The organism is Phytobacter diazotrophicus, from assembly GCF_052061655.1.
GTDB lineage: Bacteria > Pseudomonadota > Gammaproteobacteria > Enterobacterales > Enterobacteriaceae > Phytobacter > Phytobacter diazotrophicus.
On the sequence record NZ_CM125428.1, the window covers coordinates 3929741 to 3946793 of the forward strand.

Consider the following 17053-nt stretch of genomic DNA (forward strand, 5'->3'; position numbering starts at 1 on the left):
GATAAATTCGTTATGGCGATAGTAGCGCGAAGCGTTTTGTTTCGCCAATATCATTATCGCTATATAAACCCGTATATAGCGACATGATCGCGCATTTTCATAACAGAGTACGTGAAAATCCCTTTTTTGCTTTGATATACGTCATTTTCCACCCTGCGCGGCATCGTCATTAGGTGGTATTTAGGTTAACGTAGCGCGGTAATCATTTATAAGGAAGGTTTATGCGTAATCGCACTCTTGCGGATCTGGATCGCGTCGTTGCGCTTGGCGGTGGGCACGGTCTGGGCCGCGTGATGTCAGCTTTATCATCATTAGGTTCACGACTCACCGGTATTGTGACGACCACCGATAACGGCGGTTCTACCGGGCGGATTCGCCGCTCTGAGGGAGGGATCGCCTGGGGCGATATGCGCAACTGTTTAAACCAGCTTATTACCGAACCCAGCGTCGCTTCGGCGATGTTTGAGTACCGTTTTAGCGGTAATGGCGAACTTTCCGGCCATAACCTCGGAAACTTGATGTTAAAGGCGTTAGATCATCTCAGCGTGCGCCCTCTGGAGGCGATCAATCTCATTCGCAACCTGCTCAAGGTCGATGCGTTTCTTATTCCGATGTCTGAACAACCCGTTGATTTAATGGCAACAGACAACGAAGGCCATATGGTCTATGGCGAAGTGAATATCGACCTGCTGGAATCCCCGGTACAGGAACTGATGCTGTTTCCCAAAGTACACGCCACGCGGGAAGCCGTTCAGGCGATTGCCGAGGCGGATTTGATTTTAATTGGTCCGGGGAGTTTTTATACCAGCCTGCTGCCTTTACTGCTGCTGGAAGACCTTTCACAAGCGTTGCGCCGCACCCCGGCGCCCGTGGTCTATATCGGAAATCTTGGCAGAGAATTGAGCGTGGCCGCCGCCAACCTGACGCTTAAAGATAAGCTGACGATCATGGAGCAGTATGTGGGTAAACCGATCATTGATGCCGTTATCGTTGGCCCGAAAGTGGATGTCTCTGCGGTTTCCGACCGGGTTGTTATTCAGGGGGTACTGGACGCCAGCGATATCCCCTATCGTCATGACAGGCACTTGTTGCGTGAAGCGCTGGAAAAAGCGGTTCAGGCGCTGGGTTAATCGCGCAGCGAGCACGATTTGTGCTCGCGCCATCACGTTTCCTTAATTTCTTAAGGTTGTCTTAAAGATCTTTGTCCAGAATAGTCATCCTGTCTTTGTCAGGATCGTTGTCATGCCTACTTTTCGTCTTCGCCGGCCTAGCTTAAGCCGCCTGAGCTTTCTGATTTTGTTCGCGCTTTATATCGCAGTGATTTTAAACATCGCGTTTTATCGCCAGGCATTTAGATTATTGCCGGTAGACTCATTGCATAACGCGCTGGTATTTGCTTCCATGCCCGTTGTGGCCTTTAGCGTCATCAATATTGCGCTCACTCTGACTTCATTTTTACGCCTGGACCGTCTGACGATCAGTCTCTTTATCCTGGTCAGCGCGGCGGCGCAATATTTCATCATGAGCTTTGGCATTATTATCGACCGCTCAATGGTGACCAATATTCTCGATACCACCCCGGCAGAGAGTTTCGCCCTGCTATCGCCACGTATGGTTGTGGTGCTGCTGCTCTCAGGCGCGTTAATGGTGCTTATCGCCTGGTGGATTAAAATCAAAGCGCCGGTCCCGGCCTGGCGCAGTATTATCAGCCGCCTCGTGAGCATTGCGGTTTCTGCATTACTGATCGTTTTCGTCGCGCTGCTGTTCTATAAAGATTACGCCTCACTGTTTCGCAATAATAAAGAACTGGTTAAATCCCTCAGCCCGTCAAACAGCATCACCGCAGGTTTATCCTGGTATAGCCATCATCGCATGGATAATTTGCCGCTGGTGCGTATCGGTGAAGATGCAGAACAACGTGCGCAGATGCAAAACGGCCCGCGTAAGAATCTGACCATCTTGATCGTGGGTGAAACCTCGCGTGCCGCCAACTTTTCCCTCGGTGGATATGCTCATGATACCAACCCGCGTTTAAAACAGGATAATGTGGTCTATTTCCCGAACACCACCTCCTGCGGGACGGCAACGGCCATTTCCGTGCCCTGCATGTTCTCTAATATGCCGCGCCAGAATTACGACGAAGAACTGGCCCATCATCAGGAAGGGTTGCTGGATATTATTCAGCGCGCGGGTATTCAGGTGTTGTGGAATGAAAACGACGGCGGTTGCAAAGGCGCCTGCGATCGCGTTCCTCATCAGGATGTGACTGCGCTGAATCTTCCGGGGTTATGTATTGACGGTGAATGTCAGGATGAAGCGTTATTTCATCAGCTCGAAGACTATATCAATAATCTGCAACATGACGGCGTCATTGTATTGCACACCATTGGTAGCCACGGGCCAACCTACTATAACCGCTACCCGGCGGCATTTCGTAAATTTACCCCGACCTGCGATACCAGCCAGATTCAGACCTGCACGCAGGAACAACTGGTGAACACTTACGACAACACCATTTTGTACATTGATTATATTGTCGACAAAGCCATTAAATTACTGCAATCGAAACAGGATAAATTCACCACCAGCCTGGTTTACCTTTCCGACCATGGTGAATCGCTGGGTGAAGACGGTGTCTATTTACACGGTTTGCCTTATTCCATCGCCCCGGAAACGCAAAAACATATTCCGATGCTTATTTGGCTGTCTGAGGATTATCAAAAGCGTTACGGCGTAGATAATCAGTGCCTGCAAAAAGAGGCACAGCAAAAGAACTTTTCGCAGGATAATCTCTTCTCGACCATGTTGGGTATGACAGGGGTCAGTACGAAGGAATACCGTGCGCAAGATGATATTTTGACTGCCTGTCGTGGAGAGCCGAAATGAAAATTCTGGTCGTCGAAGATGATGCACTGTTATTACAGGGATTGATTCTGGCCATGCAAAGTGAAGGATACGCCTGCGATGGCGTATCCACCGCGCATGAAGCGGGCCTGAGTCTGGCAACCGGACACTACAGTCTGATGGTGCTTGACCTTGGCCTTCCGGACGAAGATGGCCTCCATTTCCTGGAGCGTGTTCGCCGCGAGAAATTCACGCTGCCGGTATTAATTTTGACCGCCAGGGACACGCTCTCCGATCGTATTTCCGGGCTGGACACCGGTGCGGATGATTATCTGGTTAAGCCCTTCGCACTCGAAGAGCTTAACGCGCGTATTCGTGCCCTGCTGCGGCGTCACAATAACCAGGCAGACAGCGAATTAACAAACGGTAATTTGCGGCTGAATTTGACCCGCCGTCAGGTATGGCTCAGCGAAGAGTTACTGGAGCTTACGCCAAAAGAGTACGCGTTGCTGTCACGCCTGCTGATGAAAGTGGGTACGCCGGTACACCGTGAAATACTCTATAACGACATTTACAACTGGGACAACGAACCGGCGACTAATACGCTGGAAGTGCACATCCATAACCTGCGTGACAAAATCGGCAAATCGCGTATCCGTACCGTTCGCGGCTATGGGTATATGTTGATCCACGCCGATAAACAGGAATAAGCATGGCGATCTTTCAGTTCAGGAATTGGTCAATGCGAAGCCGCTTGCTGCTCACCGTCGGGGCGATTCTGGTGGTGTGTCAACTGGTCAGCGTGTTCTGGCTATGGCATGAGAGTAAAGAGCAAGTCCAGTTATTGGTGGAAAGCGCGATTCACAGCCATAACAACCATAAACAGGTTGAGCATGAAGTACACGAGGCGGTCGCCAGTCTGCTGGTGCCAAGCCTGCTGATCATTGGTCTCGCCCTGCTGCTCTGTTTTAAAGCGTTGAAAACCATAACCCGCCCTCTTTCAGCATTACAGCGCGAGCTCGATGCGCGTGCGCCGGGCAACCTTGAACCCATCGTTCTGGAAAACCCGGTCCGTGAGGTGGAAGCCGTTGCCTCTGCCATCAATCAACTGGTTTCACGCCTTACCGTCACACTGGATCGCGAACGTCTGTTTACCGCTGACGTAGCCCATGAGTTGCGTACGCCGCTGGCAGGCCTGCGTCTGCACCTGGAGTTAATGGCCAAAAGCCATGCTCTGGATGTCGCCCCCCTGCTCCAGCGGCTGGACCAGATGACCGAAAATATTGCCCAGTTGCTACAACTCGCCCGCGTCGGGCAATCTTTTTCCGCTGGCAGCTATCAGCAGGTGATGCTGATGGAAGATGTGGTCATGCCGGTCCACAGTGAGCTGGAGAGAATGCTGCACACCCGTCAGCAGCACTTACAGTTGCCGGAAATGACAGAAGATATCGCCGTGGCAGGCGATGCCACACTCCTGCAGGTGCTGCTGCGAAATCTGGTAGAGAACGCCCACCGGTACAGCCCGCCCGGCACCACCATTACCGTGAGCCTTATCGGTGGTTCAACGCCGGTTCTGTCGGTGGAAGATGAGGGGTCAGGCGTGGATGAATCCCGCAGCGGAGAGTTAAGCAAAGCATTTGTGCGAATGGATAGTCGCTATGGTGGTTCAGGGCTTGGATTGAGTATCGTTTCACGCATCGCACAGCTCCATGACGCGCAATTCTTCTTACACAACCGTCAGCCAGGCCCTGGCGTTCGCGCATGGGTGAAACTCAACCCCATTGCACGTTAAGGGGAGTTCAGTAAGTCAGCACCCAGAGATGGGTAAAGCCGATGATAATGGCGAGGGACAGAGCAACGGCCAGATACTGAGCCAGATTTTCTTTGTGCATAGATACTCTCCTGATTTTTCACAGGAGAGTAATCGGCTTTCATTAAGTAAACATTAAGATGCACAGGTCAATTTCGTGAGCGGCATCATGTTACGAGGCGGCAATAAACAATTCCCGCAATTGATGCAGTTGATCACGGCATTTCGCCGCCTCTTCGAATTCGAGATTCTGTGCATGTTGCATCATCTGCCCTTCCAGCTCGTGAATTTTCTGCTGCAGCGCTTTCGGGGTTAACGCCAGTTCAGCAGCTTCCACCTGAGCCGGTGTGCGCGATTTACCGCGACCTTTGCCTTTGGTCTTCGCCAGGCTTTCGCCGAGGCTCAGAATATCCACCACTTTTTTGTTCAACCCCTGCGGGGTGATGCCGTGTTCTTCGTTGTACTGCTGCTGTTTCTCGCGACGACGCTCGGTTTCCCCCATCGCCTTCGCCATGGATGGGGTAATTTTATCGCCGTAGAGAATGGCTTTCCCGTTGACGTTACGCGCCGCACGACCAATGGTCTGAATCAGCGAACGCTCAGAACGCAGGAACCCTTCTTTATCCGCATCCAGAATCGCCACCAGCGACACTTCCGGCATATCCAGCCCCTCACGCAGCAAGTTGATGCCCACCAGCACATCGAACTCGCCAAGGCGTAAATCGCGGATAATCTCCATACGTTCGACCGTATCGATGTCGGAGTGCAGGTAACGCACCCGCTCACCATGTTCTTCCAGATATTCGGTCAGATCTTCCGCCATGCGTTTGGTCAGTGTCGTGACCAGTACGCGTTCGTTAATGGCGACGCGTATGCGGATTTCGGAGAGCAGATCGTCCACCTGGGTTGCCACCGGTCGCACTTCGATAATCGGATCGAGCAACCCGGTTGGGCGCACAACCTGGTCAATCACATCGCCACCGGATTTTTCCAGCTCATAGTTGCCCGGCGTCGCCGACACATAAATAGTTTGCGGTGCCAGCGCTTCGAACTCTTCAAATTTCAGTGGGCGGTTATCCAGCGCTGACGGCAGACGGAAACCGTACTCCACCAGCGTCTCTTTACGCGCGCGGTCGCCGCGGAACATACCGCCAATTTGCGGAATGGTGACGTGGGATTCATCAATCACCAGCAGGCCATCCGCCGGAAGGTAATCAAACAGCGTCGGCGGTGGCTCGCCCGGCCCGCGCCCGGAAAGGTAGCGCGAATAGTTTTCGATGCCGGAGCAATAGCCCAACTCATTCATCATTTCCAGATCGAACTGGGTGCGCTGGGTCAGCCGCTGCTCTTCCAGCAGCTTGTTATTCTCCAGCAGTACCTTGCGCCGGTCGACCAGCTCGACCTTGATCTCTTCCATCGCCTGAACGATGCGTTCACGCGGCGTGACGTAGTGAGTTTTGGGATAGACCGTAAAACGCTGGATGGTCGACTCAACATGCCCGGTCAGCGGATCAAACAGCGACAAACGCTCAACTTCTTCATCAAACAGCTCAACGCGTAGGGCAATATCGTCCGATTCTGCCGGGAAGATATCGATCACTTCGCCGCGCACGCGAAAGGTACCGCGCTGAAACGCCTGATCATTGCGGGTGTACTGCAGCTCCGCCAGCCGACGCAGTATGGAGCGCTGATCGATGATCATCCCTTTTGTCAGGTGCAGCATCATCTTCAGGTACAGGTCCGGATCGCCCAGGCCGTAAATCGCGGAGACCGATGCCACCACAATGACATCCCGACGTTCAAGCAGCGCTTTAGTGGCCGACAGACGCATCTGCTCAATGTGTTCGTTCACCGAGGCATCTTTTTCAATAAACGTGTCCGAACTCGGCACATAAGCTTCCGGCTGATAGTAGTCGTAGTAAGAGACGAAATATTCCACGGCGTTATCCGGGAAGAACTCTTTCATTTCGCCATACAACTGTGCCGCAAGGGTCTTGTTCGGTGCCAGCACCATCGTCGGGCGCTGTAAATCGGCAATGACATTCGCCACGGTGAACGTTTTCCCTGAACCGGTCACGCCCAGCAAAGTCTGATGAGCCAGACCATCTTCGAGCCCTTCTTCCAGGCGACGAATAGCTTCTGGCTGATCGCCGGAGGGACGAAAAGCGGAATTCAGTTTGAATGGTTTACTCATGGACGGCTACCTGATGAAGGAATGAGCGGGCAGGAAAGTAATTTTACTCACCACAGCGAGATTTGCCAATAAAAAATACTGGATGTAAAAACAGTGGCATAATCAGGAATCTCTTCTACTCACTGGCCCGGCACGATGAGCACACCTCGAAAATCATCTGGGACGGTACAAAACACCAGCAAAAGCGGGTTATCCCCAGAACATTTCCTTTTTTAACACTTGTCAAGACAGGTAATGAAAGTTTTGTGGCAGTGGGTGACAGATTTCTTACAAGGATTGCTTTTATTTAACTAATTAAAAAATAAAGGAATATCATAAAAGACGCCTTTCGCAGCAATTCAGGCGCAAGCCGCGTATTTACTCGCTTCTCGCACTTTTTCTAACTCTAATGCACAAGGTTATCCACAGGAATAGTGGATAACTGCTTCCAGCCCATATGCCTCGCCTGTCGCCAAAAACCACCCGGCAGCCTCTTTGAGGTCAATAAAAAAATTTTCTCGCTTATTTTCGCAGAATATCTGCTAACGAATCGGTGAATTATCATGCGATCCTGCTCACAATTCACCAATTGACTGCACCATTTCCCGCCATCCCTGGCACTGTCAAAGAGCATATATTTTCGCCTGCCACCCGCAAAACGCACTTTTACTCTCTTATTCATCAGCGGGTTCCGAAAAAAATCTCGCTTTTAGGTTCTGGCAAGGCTTTTGCAGAGACTTCTACAACATCTTCTCTGTCACCCGATCAGAGATAAGGAGCGAACCGTGTTGAGCTTACGTGCAGTCAATCAGTATTACGGCAATCAACATACGCTGTGGAATGTCGATCTCGACCTCTCCCCCGGCGTATGCACCTCTGTTATTGGCCTCCCTGGGATGGGCAAGACGACGCTTATCAATTGCATTACCGGTTATCTGCCCGTGGAGAGCGGTAGCATGGTCTGGCAAGAAGCGGGGGCGCCGCCCAGGGATTTACTCAACCTACAGGCGGAGCATCGCAGCGCAATGGGCATAGGCTATGTTCCCCAGGACAGGCGGATATTTTCACAAATGACCGTTGAGGAGAACCTGCATATCGCCATGCTGGCCGCTGGTGAACCGCGCAGTACCGTCAATCGTGAGATTTATGACCTGTTTCCCGAACTCTACGGGCTACGTCAGGTGAAAGGCGCTGGGCTGTCTGAGGATAATCAGCACCAACTGGCGATGGCGCGCGCGCTCGTCAATCGCCCGCGGCTGTTGATTCTGGACGAACCCACACGCGGGCTTGGACAGGCGTTTATCCATAAACTCGGCAATTTACTTGTCCGGCTCAACCAGGATTTCGGTATGACTATCCTGCTGGCCGAACAACATCTGTCGTTTATACGCCGGGTGGCCGACCGTTTCTGTCTGTTACATCGTGGTCGCAACGTCGCCGAAGGGGATGTCAGACAGCTTGACGATCAACTTCTGTCGCACTGGATGTCGCCTGATTCAGCACGTTGAGATCGAGATAATGACCGTTTTGTGTAGCGAACGGCGCGTGGGCAAGCCAGGGAATTTCTCCCATCAAAGGTGCCTTTAACACGCGCCGTAGCGTCGCAAGATACTCGGTATGCCGTTTACCTGGCGGCTGAACATCATTGGCAATCCAGCCAGCAAAACGCAATCCCGCCTGCTCTATCGCCTGTGCGGTCAACATTGCATGGTTAATACACCCAAGTTTAACGCCCACCACCAGAATCACCGGCAATTGCTCGGCCACCACCCAATCGGCAAAAGTGAATGTCTCTGAAAGCGGCGTAAACCACCCGCCAGCCCCTTCTGTCAATATCCAGTCGGCCTTCGCTTCCAGCGCCCGAAGCCCGGAAGACATCCCCTCAAGCGTAATAGGCGTATCGGACTCTGCGCTGACAATATGCGGCGATGTCGGCTCAGCAAAAGTCCAGGGGTTTACCTGGTCGTAATCGAGCATCACGCTGCCGTTGTGCTGCAAAGCCAGCGCGTCACTGTTGCGTAGCCCCTGTGCAGTCATGTCACTGCCCGAGGCCACCGGTTTGTAACCCGCACTTCGCAGCCCCCGAAGATTTGCCGCTTGCAAGAGCGCGCAGCTCGCCACCGTTTTTCCGACCTCGGTGTCCGTGCCGGTGACAAAATAGCGTTCAGTCACGCGTGATAACTCCCCAGAAAAGTTGATAGGTCAGCGGGAATGCTCCCTGCTGTTGCGGCCAGGCCAGTTGCAAGCGTTGTAGCCCCCCTCGCGTAAGCCCTTGCCTGCGTCCGGCATGCAGATGGGTCGCCCCAACCCCTTTAAGCGATCGCATGGCCTCCAGGGCCCCCGCAAAATAGAGCGTGATGGGCTCAATGCCCGCCTGATAGCGCCAGCCCGATAACGCATCGTGGAGTTGCGTAGCGGCCAGAAAGCGATTGGCATGAGGTTGGTCATCAATCGCGCGCCATGCCTCATTCAATTCAGGTAACGAGCCGCTCACCAGGGTGGTAAACGCAATATGTCCACCGGGGCGCACTACGCGGTATAACTCCGCCAGCGCCTGACGCACATCATCACACCACTGCACCGCCAGGTTACTCCAGGCAAGACAAAATTCAGCGCGGGCAAAAGGCATGGCTTCGATATCCGCCAGCACATAGCGTTCTGCCGCCTGCCTGCGCCGGGCCTCCTCCAGCATGGGCGGGGAGATATCCAGCGCCGTCACCCGCGCCCCCTGCTCTCGCCAGTAGCGACTCAGCAACCCCGGCCCGCAGCCGGCATCCAGCACCTGTTCAACAGGGGCAGAAGGGAGACGGGAAAGCAGTAATTCTGCGCTTTGTTGCTGCAATCCGTTGTGTTGGTCGTAGCGGTGGGCGGCGCGACCGAAGGTATCGGCAATGGCTTGTTTATCAACGCGCGTCATGCAATATCTCCAGCAACTGCGTAATGTCTTCCGGCTCATGGGCGGCAGTGAGCGTTAAGCGCAACCGGGCGGTACCTTGCGGGACGGTTGGCGGGCGAATCGCGGTTACCCAAAAACCGTTCGCCCGTAACTGCGCGGCCAGTTGCAGCGCACGGTTGTTTTCACCCACAATCAGCGGCTGAATGGCACTGTCAGATGCTGTCACCTGTAGTTTCTGCGCCTGTGCGCCGGCACGGAATTGCGCAATCAGCGCATTCAGTTTATGGCGGCGTTGTGCGCCTTCTTCGGATCGAATAACAGCAAGTGAGGCGCTGATTGCCGCGGCCTGGGCGGGCGGCATACTGGTGCTGTAAATCAGATGGCGGGCAAACTGTGTCAGATAATCGGCCAGCGATTCGCTGCACAGCACCGCCGCACCGCTCACGCCAACCCCTTTGCCGAACGTGACAATCAGGATATCCGGCGTGACCTGGCGGGCGTGGCAGCTACCGCGCCCCTCGTCGCCGCATACGCCAATACCGTGCGCATCGTCGACCATCAGCCAGCCGTTTGCCTGTCGGGTCACCCGGGCGATGTCAGCCAGCGGCGCGCTGTCGCCGTCCATACTGAACACCCCTTCGGTAACAACCAGTTGTTCGCCACCGTTCGGTTTTGCCAGCAGAGCCGCAAGATGCGTGGCGTCGTTATGGGCAAAGCGGCGTAGTTCTGCCGGGCTGAGGCTGGACGCTTCCAGCAACGAGGCGTGGCTTAGCCTGTCGGCAACGATACGGTCCTCTTTCTTACCCAGCGCGGCAATCACCGCCTGATTGGCAGCGAATCCCGAGATAAACAGCAGCGCGCGCGGATACCCCAGCCAGTCGGCAAGCCCGGCCTCGAGCTGTTGGTGTGCCAGGGTGTAGCCGCTCACATGACCAGAACCGCCGCTGCCAACCCCGTATTTATCTGCCCCCTGCTGCCAGGCGCGAACAACCGCCGGATGCTGGCTTAAGCCCAGATAATCGTTACTGGAGAAGTTGCGATAGCGCTGCCCGTCGCGAACCAGCCAGCGCCCGGCCCCCTGTGCCACGCACTGGCGTGTGCGCAAGGCATCGGCCTGCAGACGATCCGCTAACGCCTCATCGATGCGCTGTTGCCAGCTCATAGCGCAGCCGCGTTGTAATACTGATCGGTATCCGCATGCACGAGCTGCTGTTCCAGTTGTTCCTGCTGCGCTCTGTCGCCGTTGAGCACCCCGGTCTGCTGCGGATTCAGCCCCAGCTTACGGAACAGTTGCAGGTCTTTGTCCTCTTCCGGGTTGGGGGTGGTCAGCAACTTACAACCGTAGAAAATGGAGTTTGCCCCGGCCATAAAGCACATGGCCTGAGTCTGTTCGTTCATCTGCTCGCGCCCTGCGGACAGACGTACATACGAGGTGGGCATCATAATACGGGCAACGGCGATGGTACGGATAAAATCAAAGGCGTCGACATCCTCATTATCAGCCAGCGGCGTGCCTTTCACTTTCACCAGCATGTTGATGGGTACGCTTTCCGGCGGTGTAGGCAAGTTTGCCAGTTGCAGCAGTAACCCGGCGCGATCGGTGACCGTTTCGCCCAGCCCCACAATGCCGCCAGAGCAGACCTTGATTCCCGCGCCACGCACTTTATCAAGCGTATCCAGGCGCTCCTGATAGGTTCGGGTGGTGATGATGTTGCCGTAGAATTCCGGTGAGGTATCCAGGTTGTGGTTGTAGTAATCCAGCCCGGCATGCGCCAGACGCTGCGCCTGACTGTCAGTGAGCGTTCCGAGCGTCATGCAGGCTTCCAGGCCCATTGCCTTCACCCCTTCGACCATCTGTTCCAGATACGGCATATCGCGATCGTTCGGGTTCTTCCAGGCCGCGCCCATACAAAAGCGCGTTGAACCGGCGTTTTTCGCCTTACGGGCCGAGTCCAGTACCTGCTCCACCTCCATCAACCTTTCTGCATCCAGCCCGGTTTTATAACGGGCGCTTTGCGGACAGTATTTGCAATCTTCCGGACAGGCCCCGGTCTTGATCGAAAGTAGCGTGCTGACCTGCACCTGGCGGGGATCAAAATGCTGGCGGTGAACCTGTTGCGCTTCAAACAGCAGTTCCAGCAGCGGTTTTTCAAACAGGGAGGTGACTTGCGACATTGTCCAGCGTGTCTGGTGAGCCATTGGGCTTCTCCAAAGGGTGTTGTTAAATCTCGATTCGGGTTATACTTGTAAACCTAAATGTTTTTAATTTGGTTTACAAGTCGATTATGACAACGGACGATCTTGCCTTTGACCAGCGCCACATCTGGCACCCGTACACTTCCATGACCTCTCCGCTGCCGGTTTATCCGGTGCAATCCGCACAAGGATGCGAACTGACGCTGACCAGCGGCGAGCGGCTGGTAGACGGCATGTCTTCCTGGTGGGCCGCTATTCACGGCTACAATCACCCGGTACTGAACGCGGCGATGAAAGCGCAAATTGATGCCATGTCGCACGTGATGTTTGGCGGCATCACCCACCAACCCGCCATTACCCTGTGCCGTAAACTGGTGGCGATGACCCCGGACAATCTGGAGTGTGTTTTCCTCGCTGATTCTGGCTCGGTGGCCGTGGAAGTGGCGATGAAAATGGCCCTGCAATACTGGCAGGCGAAAGGCGAGCCCCGGCAGCGGTTTCTCACCTTCCGTAACGGCTACCACGGCGACACCTTTGGCGCGATGTCGGTGTGCGACCCGGACAACTCCATGCACAGTCTGTGGCAGGGCTACCTGCCGGAAAACCTCTTCGCCCCCGCGCCGCAAAGCCGTTTCGACGGTGAATGGGACGAGCGCGATATGGTGGGTTTTGCCCGCCTGATGGCGGCGCATCGCCATGAGATCGCCGCGGTGATCCTTGAGCCCATCGTGCAAGGCGCCGGCGGGATGCGCATGTACCACCCTGAGTGGCTTAAACGGATCCGTAAAATGTGCGACCGGGAAGGGATATTGCTGATTGCCGATGAGATTGCCACCGGCTTTGGTCGTACCGGCAAGCTGTTTGCCTGCGAACACGCCGGGGTTGCCCCGGATATTCTCTGTCTTGGCAAGGCCTTAACCGGCGGCACAATGACGCTTTCCGCCACGCTTACGACGCGCCATGTGGCCGAGACAATTAGCAACGGCGAAGCGGGCTGCTTTATGCACGGCCCGACGTTTATGGGCAATCCGCTGGCCTGTGCGGCGGCAACGGCCAGTCTCGGCCTGCTGGAAAGCGGCGAATGGCAATCCCAGGTGGCCGCGATTGAACGCCAGTTACGCGACGAGCTCGCAGCAGCGAGCGATAGCGCCAATGTGGAGGACGTTCGCATACTGGGCGCAATCGGCGTGGTGGAGACCAGGCGCCCTGTGAACATGGCGGCGCTGCAACGTTTCTTTGTCGGGCAAGGCGTGTGGATCCGCCCGTTTGGCCGCCTCATTTACCTGATGCCGCCTTATGCGATAAGCCGCGAGCAGTTGACGCGCTTAACCCAGGCCGTGAATGCCGCCGTCGCCATGGACGAGATGTTCATTGTCTGATTTAACGCCCGCCTGATTCCGGGATGCTACACTCTGGAGGGTTAACTCATCCCGGAATCAGGAGGAATAATGGCGATTTTAATGATACTGACCTCGCATGACACCCTCGGCGACACCGGGCAAAAGACCGGTTTCTGGCTGGAAGAATTTGCCGCGCCTTATTATGTTTTTCGCGATGCAGGGCTGGAGGTTGCGCTTGCCACCCCCAAAGGCGGACAGCCGCCACTGGATCCGAAAAGCGATGCGCCCGATGCCCAAACCCAGGACACCGAGCGCTTTCGCAAAGACAAAGCCGCACAGATCGCCCTGGCAAACACCCACAAACTGAGTGATATCGCTGCAGGGGATTATGAAGCTGTGTTTTACCCCGGCGGGCACGGTCCGCTGTGGGATCTGGCAGAACATCCTGTATCTATCGCGCTTATCGAAAAATATTGGGCCGAAGGCAAGCCGGTAGGAACCGTCTGCCACGCGCCGGGCGTGCTACGCCATGCCCATAAGCCAGATGGCAGCCCACTGGTCCAGGGCAAACGCGTGACGGGTTTTAGCAATAGCGAAGAAGAAGCCGTCGGCCTGACACAGGTTGTGCCATTCCTGGTTGAAGATGCGTTAAAACAGGCCGGAGGCTTGTACGAGCGCGGTGAAGACTGGGGCGTGTATGCAATCACCGACGGTCACCTGGTTACCGGGCAAAACCCGGCGTCATCGGCCGCTGCCGCACAGGAAATCGTCAAGTTGTTGCATCGCTGACAGGAGGTGAAATGAAACTGATCAGTTATGATTTACAGGACGGGGGCAAACTGCCCCACCGCCACGTTTTCAATGGCATGGGCTACGACGGCGACAATATTTCGCCGCATCTGGCCTGGGATGATGTTCCCGCCGCAACCAAAAGTTTTGTGGTTACCTGCTACGACCCGGATGCCCCCACGGGGTCCGGCTGGTGGCACTGGGTCGTCGCGAACTTGCCCGCCGATACCCGCGTATTACAACAAGGAGCCGGTTCAGGAATAAGCGCGCTACCGGATGGCGCTATCCAGACACGAACCGACTTTGGCAAAGCCGGTTATGGCGGCGCGGCACCGCCGAAAGGTGAAACCCACCGCTATATTTTCACCGTCTATGCATTGGATGTTCCGGCTATAGAGGTCGATGCCGACGCCAGCGGTGCAATGGTCGGCTTTAATGTGCATTTCCATTCTCTCGCCAGCGCCTCCCTCACCGCCCTTTTTAGCTAAAAAACCATTCATTTGAGGCCGATTTGCACAATCGGCTTCCCGTTTCGCTCAACTTAGTATAAAAAAGCAGGCTTCTGACGAAATCATTTAAACTTGCACAGCTGGAGTACCTCTTGAACACATTCTCGGTTTCTCGTCTGACGCTGGCACTGGCTTTTGGCGTGACACTGACCGCCTGTAGCTCAACGCCGCCGGATCAACAGCCTTCTCAACAAACTGCGCCGGGTACAGCATCGCGCCCTGTTCTGACGGCGGGCGAAGCGAAAAACTTCGTTGCGGATAACTACTTCGCCTCCCTGACGCCGAACGCAGCCGCGTGGAAGCCTTATGCTATCCGTCTGCCGGCACAGGCAAACTTCGTGGTTGGCCCGGCGGGTACGCCTGGCGTAACGCACAACACCATTCAGGCAGCGGTTGACGCAGCCATCAACAAACACTCCAGCGATCGTCAGTATATTGCCGTGATGCCGGGTGATTACGAAGGCACGGTGTATGTTCCTGCGGCGTCTGGCAGCGTGACCATTTACGGTACCGGCGAAAAACCGCTGGACGTGAAAATCGGGCTGGCTATCGACTCTGAAATGGACAGCACGACATGGCGTAAACTGGTCAATCCATCAGGCAAATACATGCCGGGTAAACCCGCCTGGTATATGTTTGATAAATGCCAGAGCAACCGTAACGCCACCGTTGGCGTGATGTGTTCCGCTGTTTTCTGGTCACAGAACAATGGCCTGCAACTGCAGAACCTCACCATCCAGAATAGCCTTGGCGACAGCGTTGACGCCGGTAACCATCAGGCGGTTGCGTTCCGCAGCGACGGCGACAAAGTTCAGTTGAATAACGTTAATATTCTGGGTCGCCAGAACACCTTCTTCGTGACCAATAGCGGTGTCGATAACACCCTGCGTAACGATCGCCAGACCCGTACGCTGGTCACCAACAGCTATGTAGAAGGGGATGTGGATATCGTTGCAGGCCGCGGCGCGGTTGTGTTTGATAACACCGATTTCCGCGTTGTGAACTCCCGTACCCAACAAGAAGGCTACGTGTTCGCACCGGCAACCCTGTCCAGCGTTAATTTCGGTTTCCTGGCGACCAACAGCCGCTTTACCGCAACCGGTAACGGCGTGGCGCAACTGGGCCGCTCACTGGACGTGGATGCCAATACCAACGGTCAGGTTGTGATTCGCGATAGCGTGATCAACGAAGGCTTCAACGTGGCGAAACCGTGGGCGGCCGCAGCGGCTTCGGGTCGCGCGTTTGCCGGTAATACGGGTGCGGTGGATGATAAAGGTAACATTCAGCGTCAGTTGAACGATCCGCGCTTCAACCGCATGTGGGAATTCAACAACCGTGGCGTAGGCAGCCAGGTTGTTGCTGAACCGAAAAAGTAAGCATTCTGAAACGAAAAAACCTCGCCGCGGCGAGGTTTTTTTATGCCTGAAAATCAGTACGCGTTAACCACAACCCACATCGGCCCCTGGCCTACCGCATAACGGGATTTCTCGGTCAGCAGCCCCTGCTCGCCGTTAATTTCATACAACGCGATATGGTGGGATTTCTGCCCTGCCGCAATCAGGAATTTACCGCTGTGATCGACATTAAAGCCACGCGGCTGCGTTTCTGTCGGCTGGAAGCCCTCGATAGCCAGTACGCTGCCATCTTCTGACACGCTGAACACAGTGATCAGGCTGGCGGTACGGTCACAGGCATACAGGTGACGGCCATCCGGCGTAATATGAATATCCGCCGCCCAGCGGGTATCGGAGAAGTCAGCCGGCATCATATCCAGCGTCTGCACGCATTCAATCTTGCCGTGCGCATCATTAAGCTGCCATACATCGACAGAGCTGTTCAGCTCATTCACACAGTAGGCAAAACGTTTGTTCGGATGGAAGGCGATATGGCGCGGGCCTGCGCCTTCAACGGTGGTCACTTCCGCCGGGTCTTGCGGTTGCAGGTTGCCATCTTCGGACAGCGTAAACAGACAAATACGATCTTGTTTCAGCGCCGGAACCCACAGAGTGCGATTGTCAGGCGAAATATTGGCAGAATGACAACCTTCCAGCCCTTCCACCACGTCCAGGGTCTCGGTCGGCACGCCATCGTCGAGACGGGTTACGCTGACACAACCCGCATTATAGGAACCGCTGAACAGGAAACGACCACTGTGATCGGTTGAGATGTGCGTCGGGCTACCTGGCAGCGACGCTTCTGCGGTATAGGTCAACGCACCATCATCTGGCGCAATACGGTAAGCAATAACGCGGAATTCCGGGCGTACGCCCACGTAGAGGTAACGTTTATCAGGGCTTATGACCATCGGCTGAACCTGGCCGGGAACATCCACCACCTGCACAAGCGTCAGGGTGCCTTCGGGATTCAAACGCCAGACATGAATCTGCTGACTTTCCGGGCTGGCGGTATAAACGGTTTGTTTCATGAATACTCCTTTCCTTGATACTGCGTTAATTTACCAGGATAGCCTTTTTTCGTGGTTAATGCTGAATTTCA

15 protein-coding genes are annotated in these 17053 nt (G+C 54.9%); 9 read left to right on the forward strand and 6 right to left on the reverse strand.

What is annotated here, in order from left to right:
- Positions 1 to 221 precede the first annotated feature (221 nt).
- The 4 genes from yvcK (at position 222) to pmrB (ending at position 4636) form a co-directional block, all read left to right on the forward strand.
- Positions 222 to 1130: a uridine diphosphate-N-acetylglucosamine-binding protein YvcK gene (gene yvcK, locus ACS0RQ_RS19155; RefSeq protein ID WP_271849859.1), complete on the forward strand. Its 909-nt coding sequence runs from the start codon at positions 222 to 224 to the stop codon at positions 1128 to 1130.
- Between the two features lie 112 nt (positions 1131 to 1242).
- A complete protein-coding gene (eptA, locus tag ACS0RQ_RS19160) occupies positions 1243 to 2886 on the forward strand; it encodes a phosphoethanolamine transferase EptA (protein WP_271849860.1) in 1644 nt (547 codons plus the stop codon).
- The gene (gene pmrA / locus ACS0RQ_RS19165; RefSeq protein ID WP_039077237.1) at positions 2883 to 3554 is read left to right on the forward strand and encodes a two-component system response regulator PmrA; all 672 of its coding nucleotides are present in this window, start codon (positions 2883 to 2885) and stop codon (positions 3552 to 3554) included. The genes eptA and pmrA overlap by 4 nt, the downstream gene beginning before the upstream one ends.
- A 2-nt stretch (positions 3555 to 3556) precedes the next feature.
- Positions 3557 to 4636 (forward strand): two-component system sensor histidine kinase PmrB, encoded by a 1080-nt coding sequence (gene pmrB / locus ACS0RQ_RS19170; protein WP_271849861.1) that lies wholly within the window; start codon positions 3557 to 3559, stop codon positions 4634 to 4636.
- A gap of 190 nt (positions 4637 to 4826) precedes the next feature.
- Here the strand turns inward: pmrB and uvrB are convergent, their stop codons facing one another.
- Positions 4827 to 6848: an excinuclease ABC subunit UvrB gene (uvrB, locus tag ACS0RQ_RS19175; protein ID WP_271849862.1), complete on the reverse strand. Its 2022-nt coding sequence runs from the start codon at positions 6846 to 6848 to the stop codon at positions 4827 to 4829.
- Positions 6849 to 7612: 764 nt separating this feature from the next.
- Here uvrB and ACS0RQ_RS19180 point away from each other — a divergent pair.
- Positions 7613 to 8335, forward strand: a complete 723-nt coding sequence (locus ACS0RQ_RS19180) for an ABC transporter ATP-binding protein (RefSeq protein WP_193795534.1) — start codon at positions 7613 to 7615, stop codon at positions 8333 to 8335.
- Here ACS0RQ_RS19180 and bioD read toward each other — a convergent pair.
- From bioD to bioB, 4 genes are read right to left on the reverse strand one after another with little or no spacing between them, the layout of a single operon-like run.
- A complete protein-coding gene (gene bioD / locus ACS0RQ_RS19185) occupies positions 8277 to 8999 on the reverse strand; it encodes a dethiobiotin synthase (protein WP_271849863.1) in 723 nt (240 codons plus the stop codon). The genes ACS0RQ_RS19180 and bioD overlap by 59 nt on opposite strands.
- On the reverse strand, positions 8992 to 9744 hold the full coding sequence (bioC, locus tag ACS0RQ_RS19190) for a malonyl-ACP O-methyltransferase BioC (RefSeq protein WP_271849864.1): 753 nt from the start codon (positions 9742 to 9744) through the stop codon (positions 8992 to 8994). The genes bioD and bioC overlap by 8 nt, the downstream gene beginning before the upstream one ends.
- A complete protein-coding gene (bioF, locus tag ACS0RQ_RS19195; protein ID WP_271849865.1) occupies positions 9731 to 10885 on the reverse strand; it encodes an 8-amino-7-oxononanoate synthase in 1155 nt (384 codons plus the stop codon). Before bioF ends, bioC begins: the two co-directional genes overlap by 14 nt.
- Positions 10882 to 11922, reverse strand: coding sequence for a biotin synthase BioB (gene bioB, locus ACS0RQ_RS19200; protein WP_271849866.1), 1041 nt, complete (start codon positions 11920 to 11922; stop codon positions 10882 to 10884). The genes bioF and bioB overlap by 4 nt, the downstream gene beginning before the upstream one ends.
- 86 nt (positions 11923 to 12008) lie before the next feature.
- Between bioB and bioA the strand changes: the two genes are divergently transcribed.
- The 4 genes from bioA to ACS0RQ_RS19220 all read left to right on the forward strand — a co-directional run bounded on the left by bioA (position 12009) and on the right by ACS0RQ_RS19220 (position 15933).
- Positions 12009 to 13298 carry an adenosylmethionine--8-amino-7-oxononanoate transaminase gene (bioA, locus tag ACS0RQ_RS19205; protein WP_271849867.1) on the forward strand — a complete coding sequence of 430 codons (1290 nt, stop codon included), beginning with the start codon at positions 12009 to 12011 and terminating at the stop codon, positions 13296 to 13298.
- Between the two features lie 69 nt (positions 13299 to 13367).
- A complete protein-coding gene (locus ACS0RQ_RS19210) occupies positions 13368 to 14048 on the forward strand; it encodes a type 1 glutamine amidotransferase domain-containing protein (protein WP_271849868.1) in 681 nt (226 codons plus the stop codon).
- A gap of 11 nt (positions 14049 to 14059) precedes the next feature.
- A complete protein-coding gene (locus tag ACS0RQ_RS19215) occupies positions 14060 to 14536 on the forward strand; it encodes a kinase inhibitor (protein ID WP_271849869.1) in 477 nt (158 codons plus the stop codon).
- A gap of 113 nt (positions 14537 to 14649) precedes the next feature.
- Positions 14650 to 15933, forward strand: coding sequence for a putative acyl-CoA thioester hydrolase (locus tag ACS0RQ_RS19220; protein WP_271849870.1), 1284 nt, complete (start codon positions 14650 to 14652; stop codon positions 15931 to 15933).
- Between the two features lie 53 nt (positions 15934 to 15986).
- On the opposite strand, the gene pgl is transcribed toward ACS0RQ_RS19220, so the two are convergent.
- Entirely contained in the window at positions 15987 to 16982 is a 996-nt protein-coding gene (pgl, locus tag ACS0RQ_RS19225; protein ID WP_125125087.1) for a 6-phosphogluconolactonase, read from the reverse strand.
- Positions 16983 to 17053: the final 71 nt, after the last annotated feature.

Bases quoted from the DNA above. Each gene is read 5' to 3' on its own strand.
- yvcK (WP_271849859.1), top strand. From the start codon at position 222: ATGCGTAATCGCACTCTTGCGGATCTGGATCGCGTCGTTGCGCTTGGC.
- eptA (WP_271849860.1), top strand. From the start codon at position 1,243: ATGCCTACTTTTCGTCTTCGCCGGCCTAGCTTAAGCCGCCTGAGCTTT.
- pmrA (WP_039077237.1), top strand. From the start codon at position 2,883: ATGAAAATTCTGGTCGTCGAAGATGATGCACTGTTATTACAGGGATTG.
- pmrB (WP_271849861.1), top strand. From the start codon at position 3,557: ATGGCGATCTTTCAGTTCAGGAATTGGTCAATGCGAAGCCGCTTGCTG.
- uvrB (WP_271849862.1), bottom strand. From the start codon at position 6,848: ATGAGTAAACCATTCAAACTGAATTCCGCTTTTCGTCCCTCCGGCGAT.
- bioC (WP_271849864.1), bottom strand. From the start codon at position 9,744: ATGACGCGCGTTGATAAACAAGCCATTGCCGATACCTTCGGTCGCGCC.
- bioF (WP_271849865.1), bottom strand. From the start codon at position 10,885: ATGAGCTGGCAACAGCGCATCGATGAGGCGTTAGCGGATCGTCTGCAG.
- bioB (WP_271849866.1), bottom strand. From the start codon at position 11,922: ATGGCTCACCAGACACGCTGGACAATGTCGCAAGTCACCTCCCTGTTT.
- bioA (WP_271849867.1), top strand. From the start codon at position 12,009: ATGACAACGGACGATCTTGCCTTTGACCAGCGCCACATCTGGCACCCG.
- ACS0RQ_RS19210 (WP_271849868.1), top strand. From the start codon at position 13,368: ATGGCGATTTTAATGATACTGACCTCGCATGACACCCTCGGCGACACC.
- ACS0RQ_RS19215 (WP_271849869.1), top strand. From the start codon at position 14,060: ATGAAACTGATCAGTTATGATTTACAGGACGGGGGCAAACTGCCCCAC.
- pgl (WP_125125087.1), bottom strand. From the start codon at position 16,982: ATGAAACAAACCGTTTATACCGCCAGCCCGGAAAGTCAGCAGATTCAT.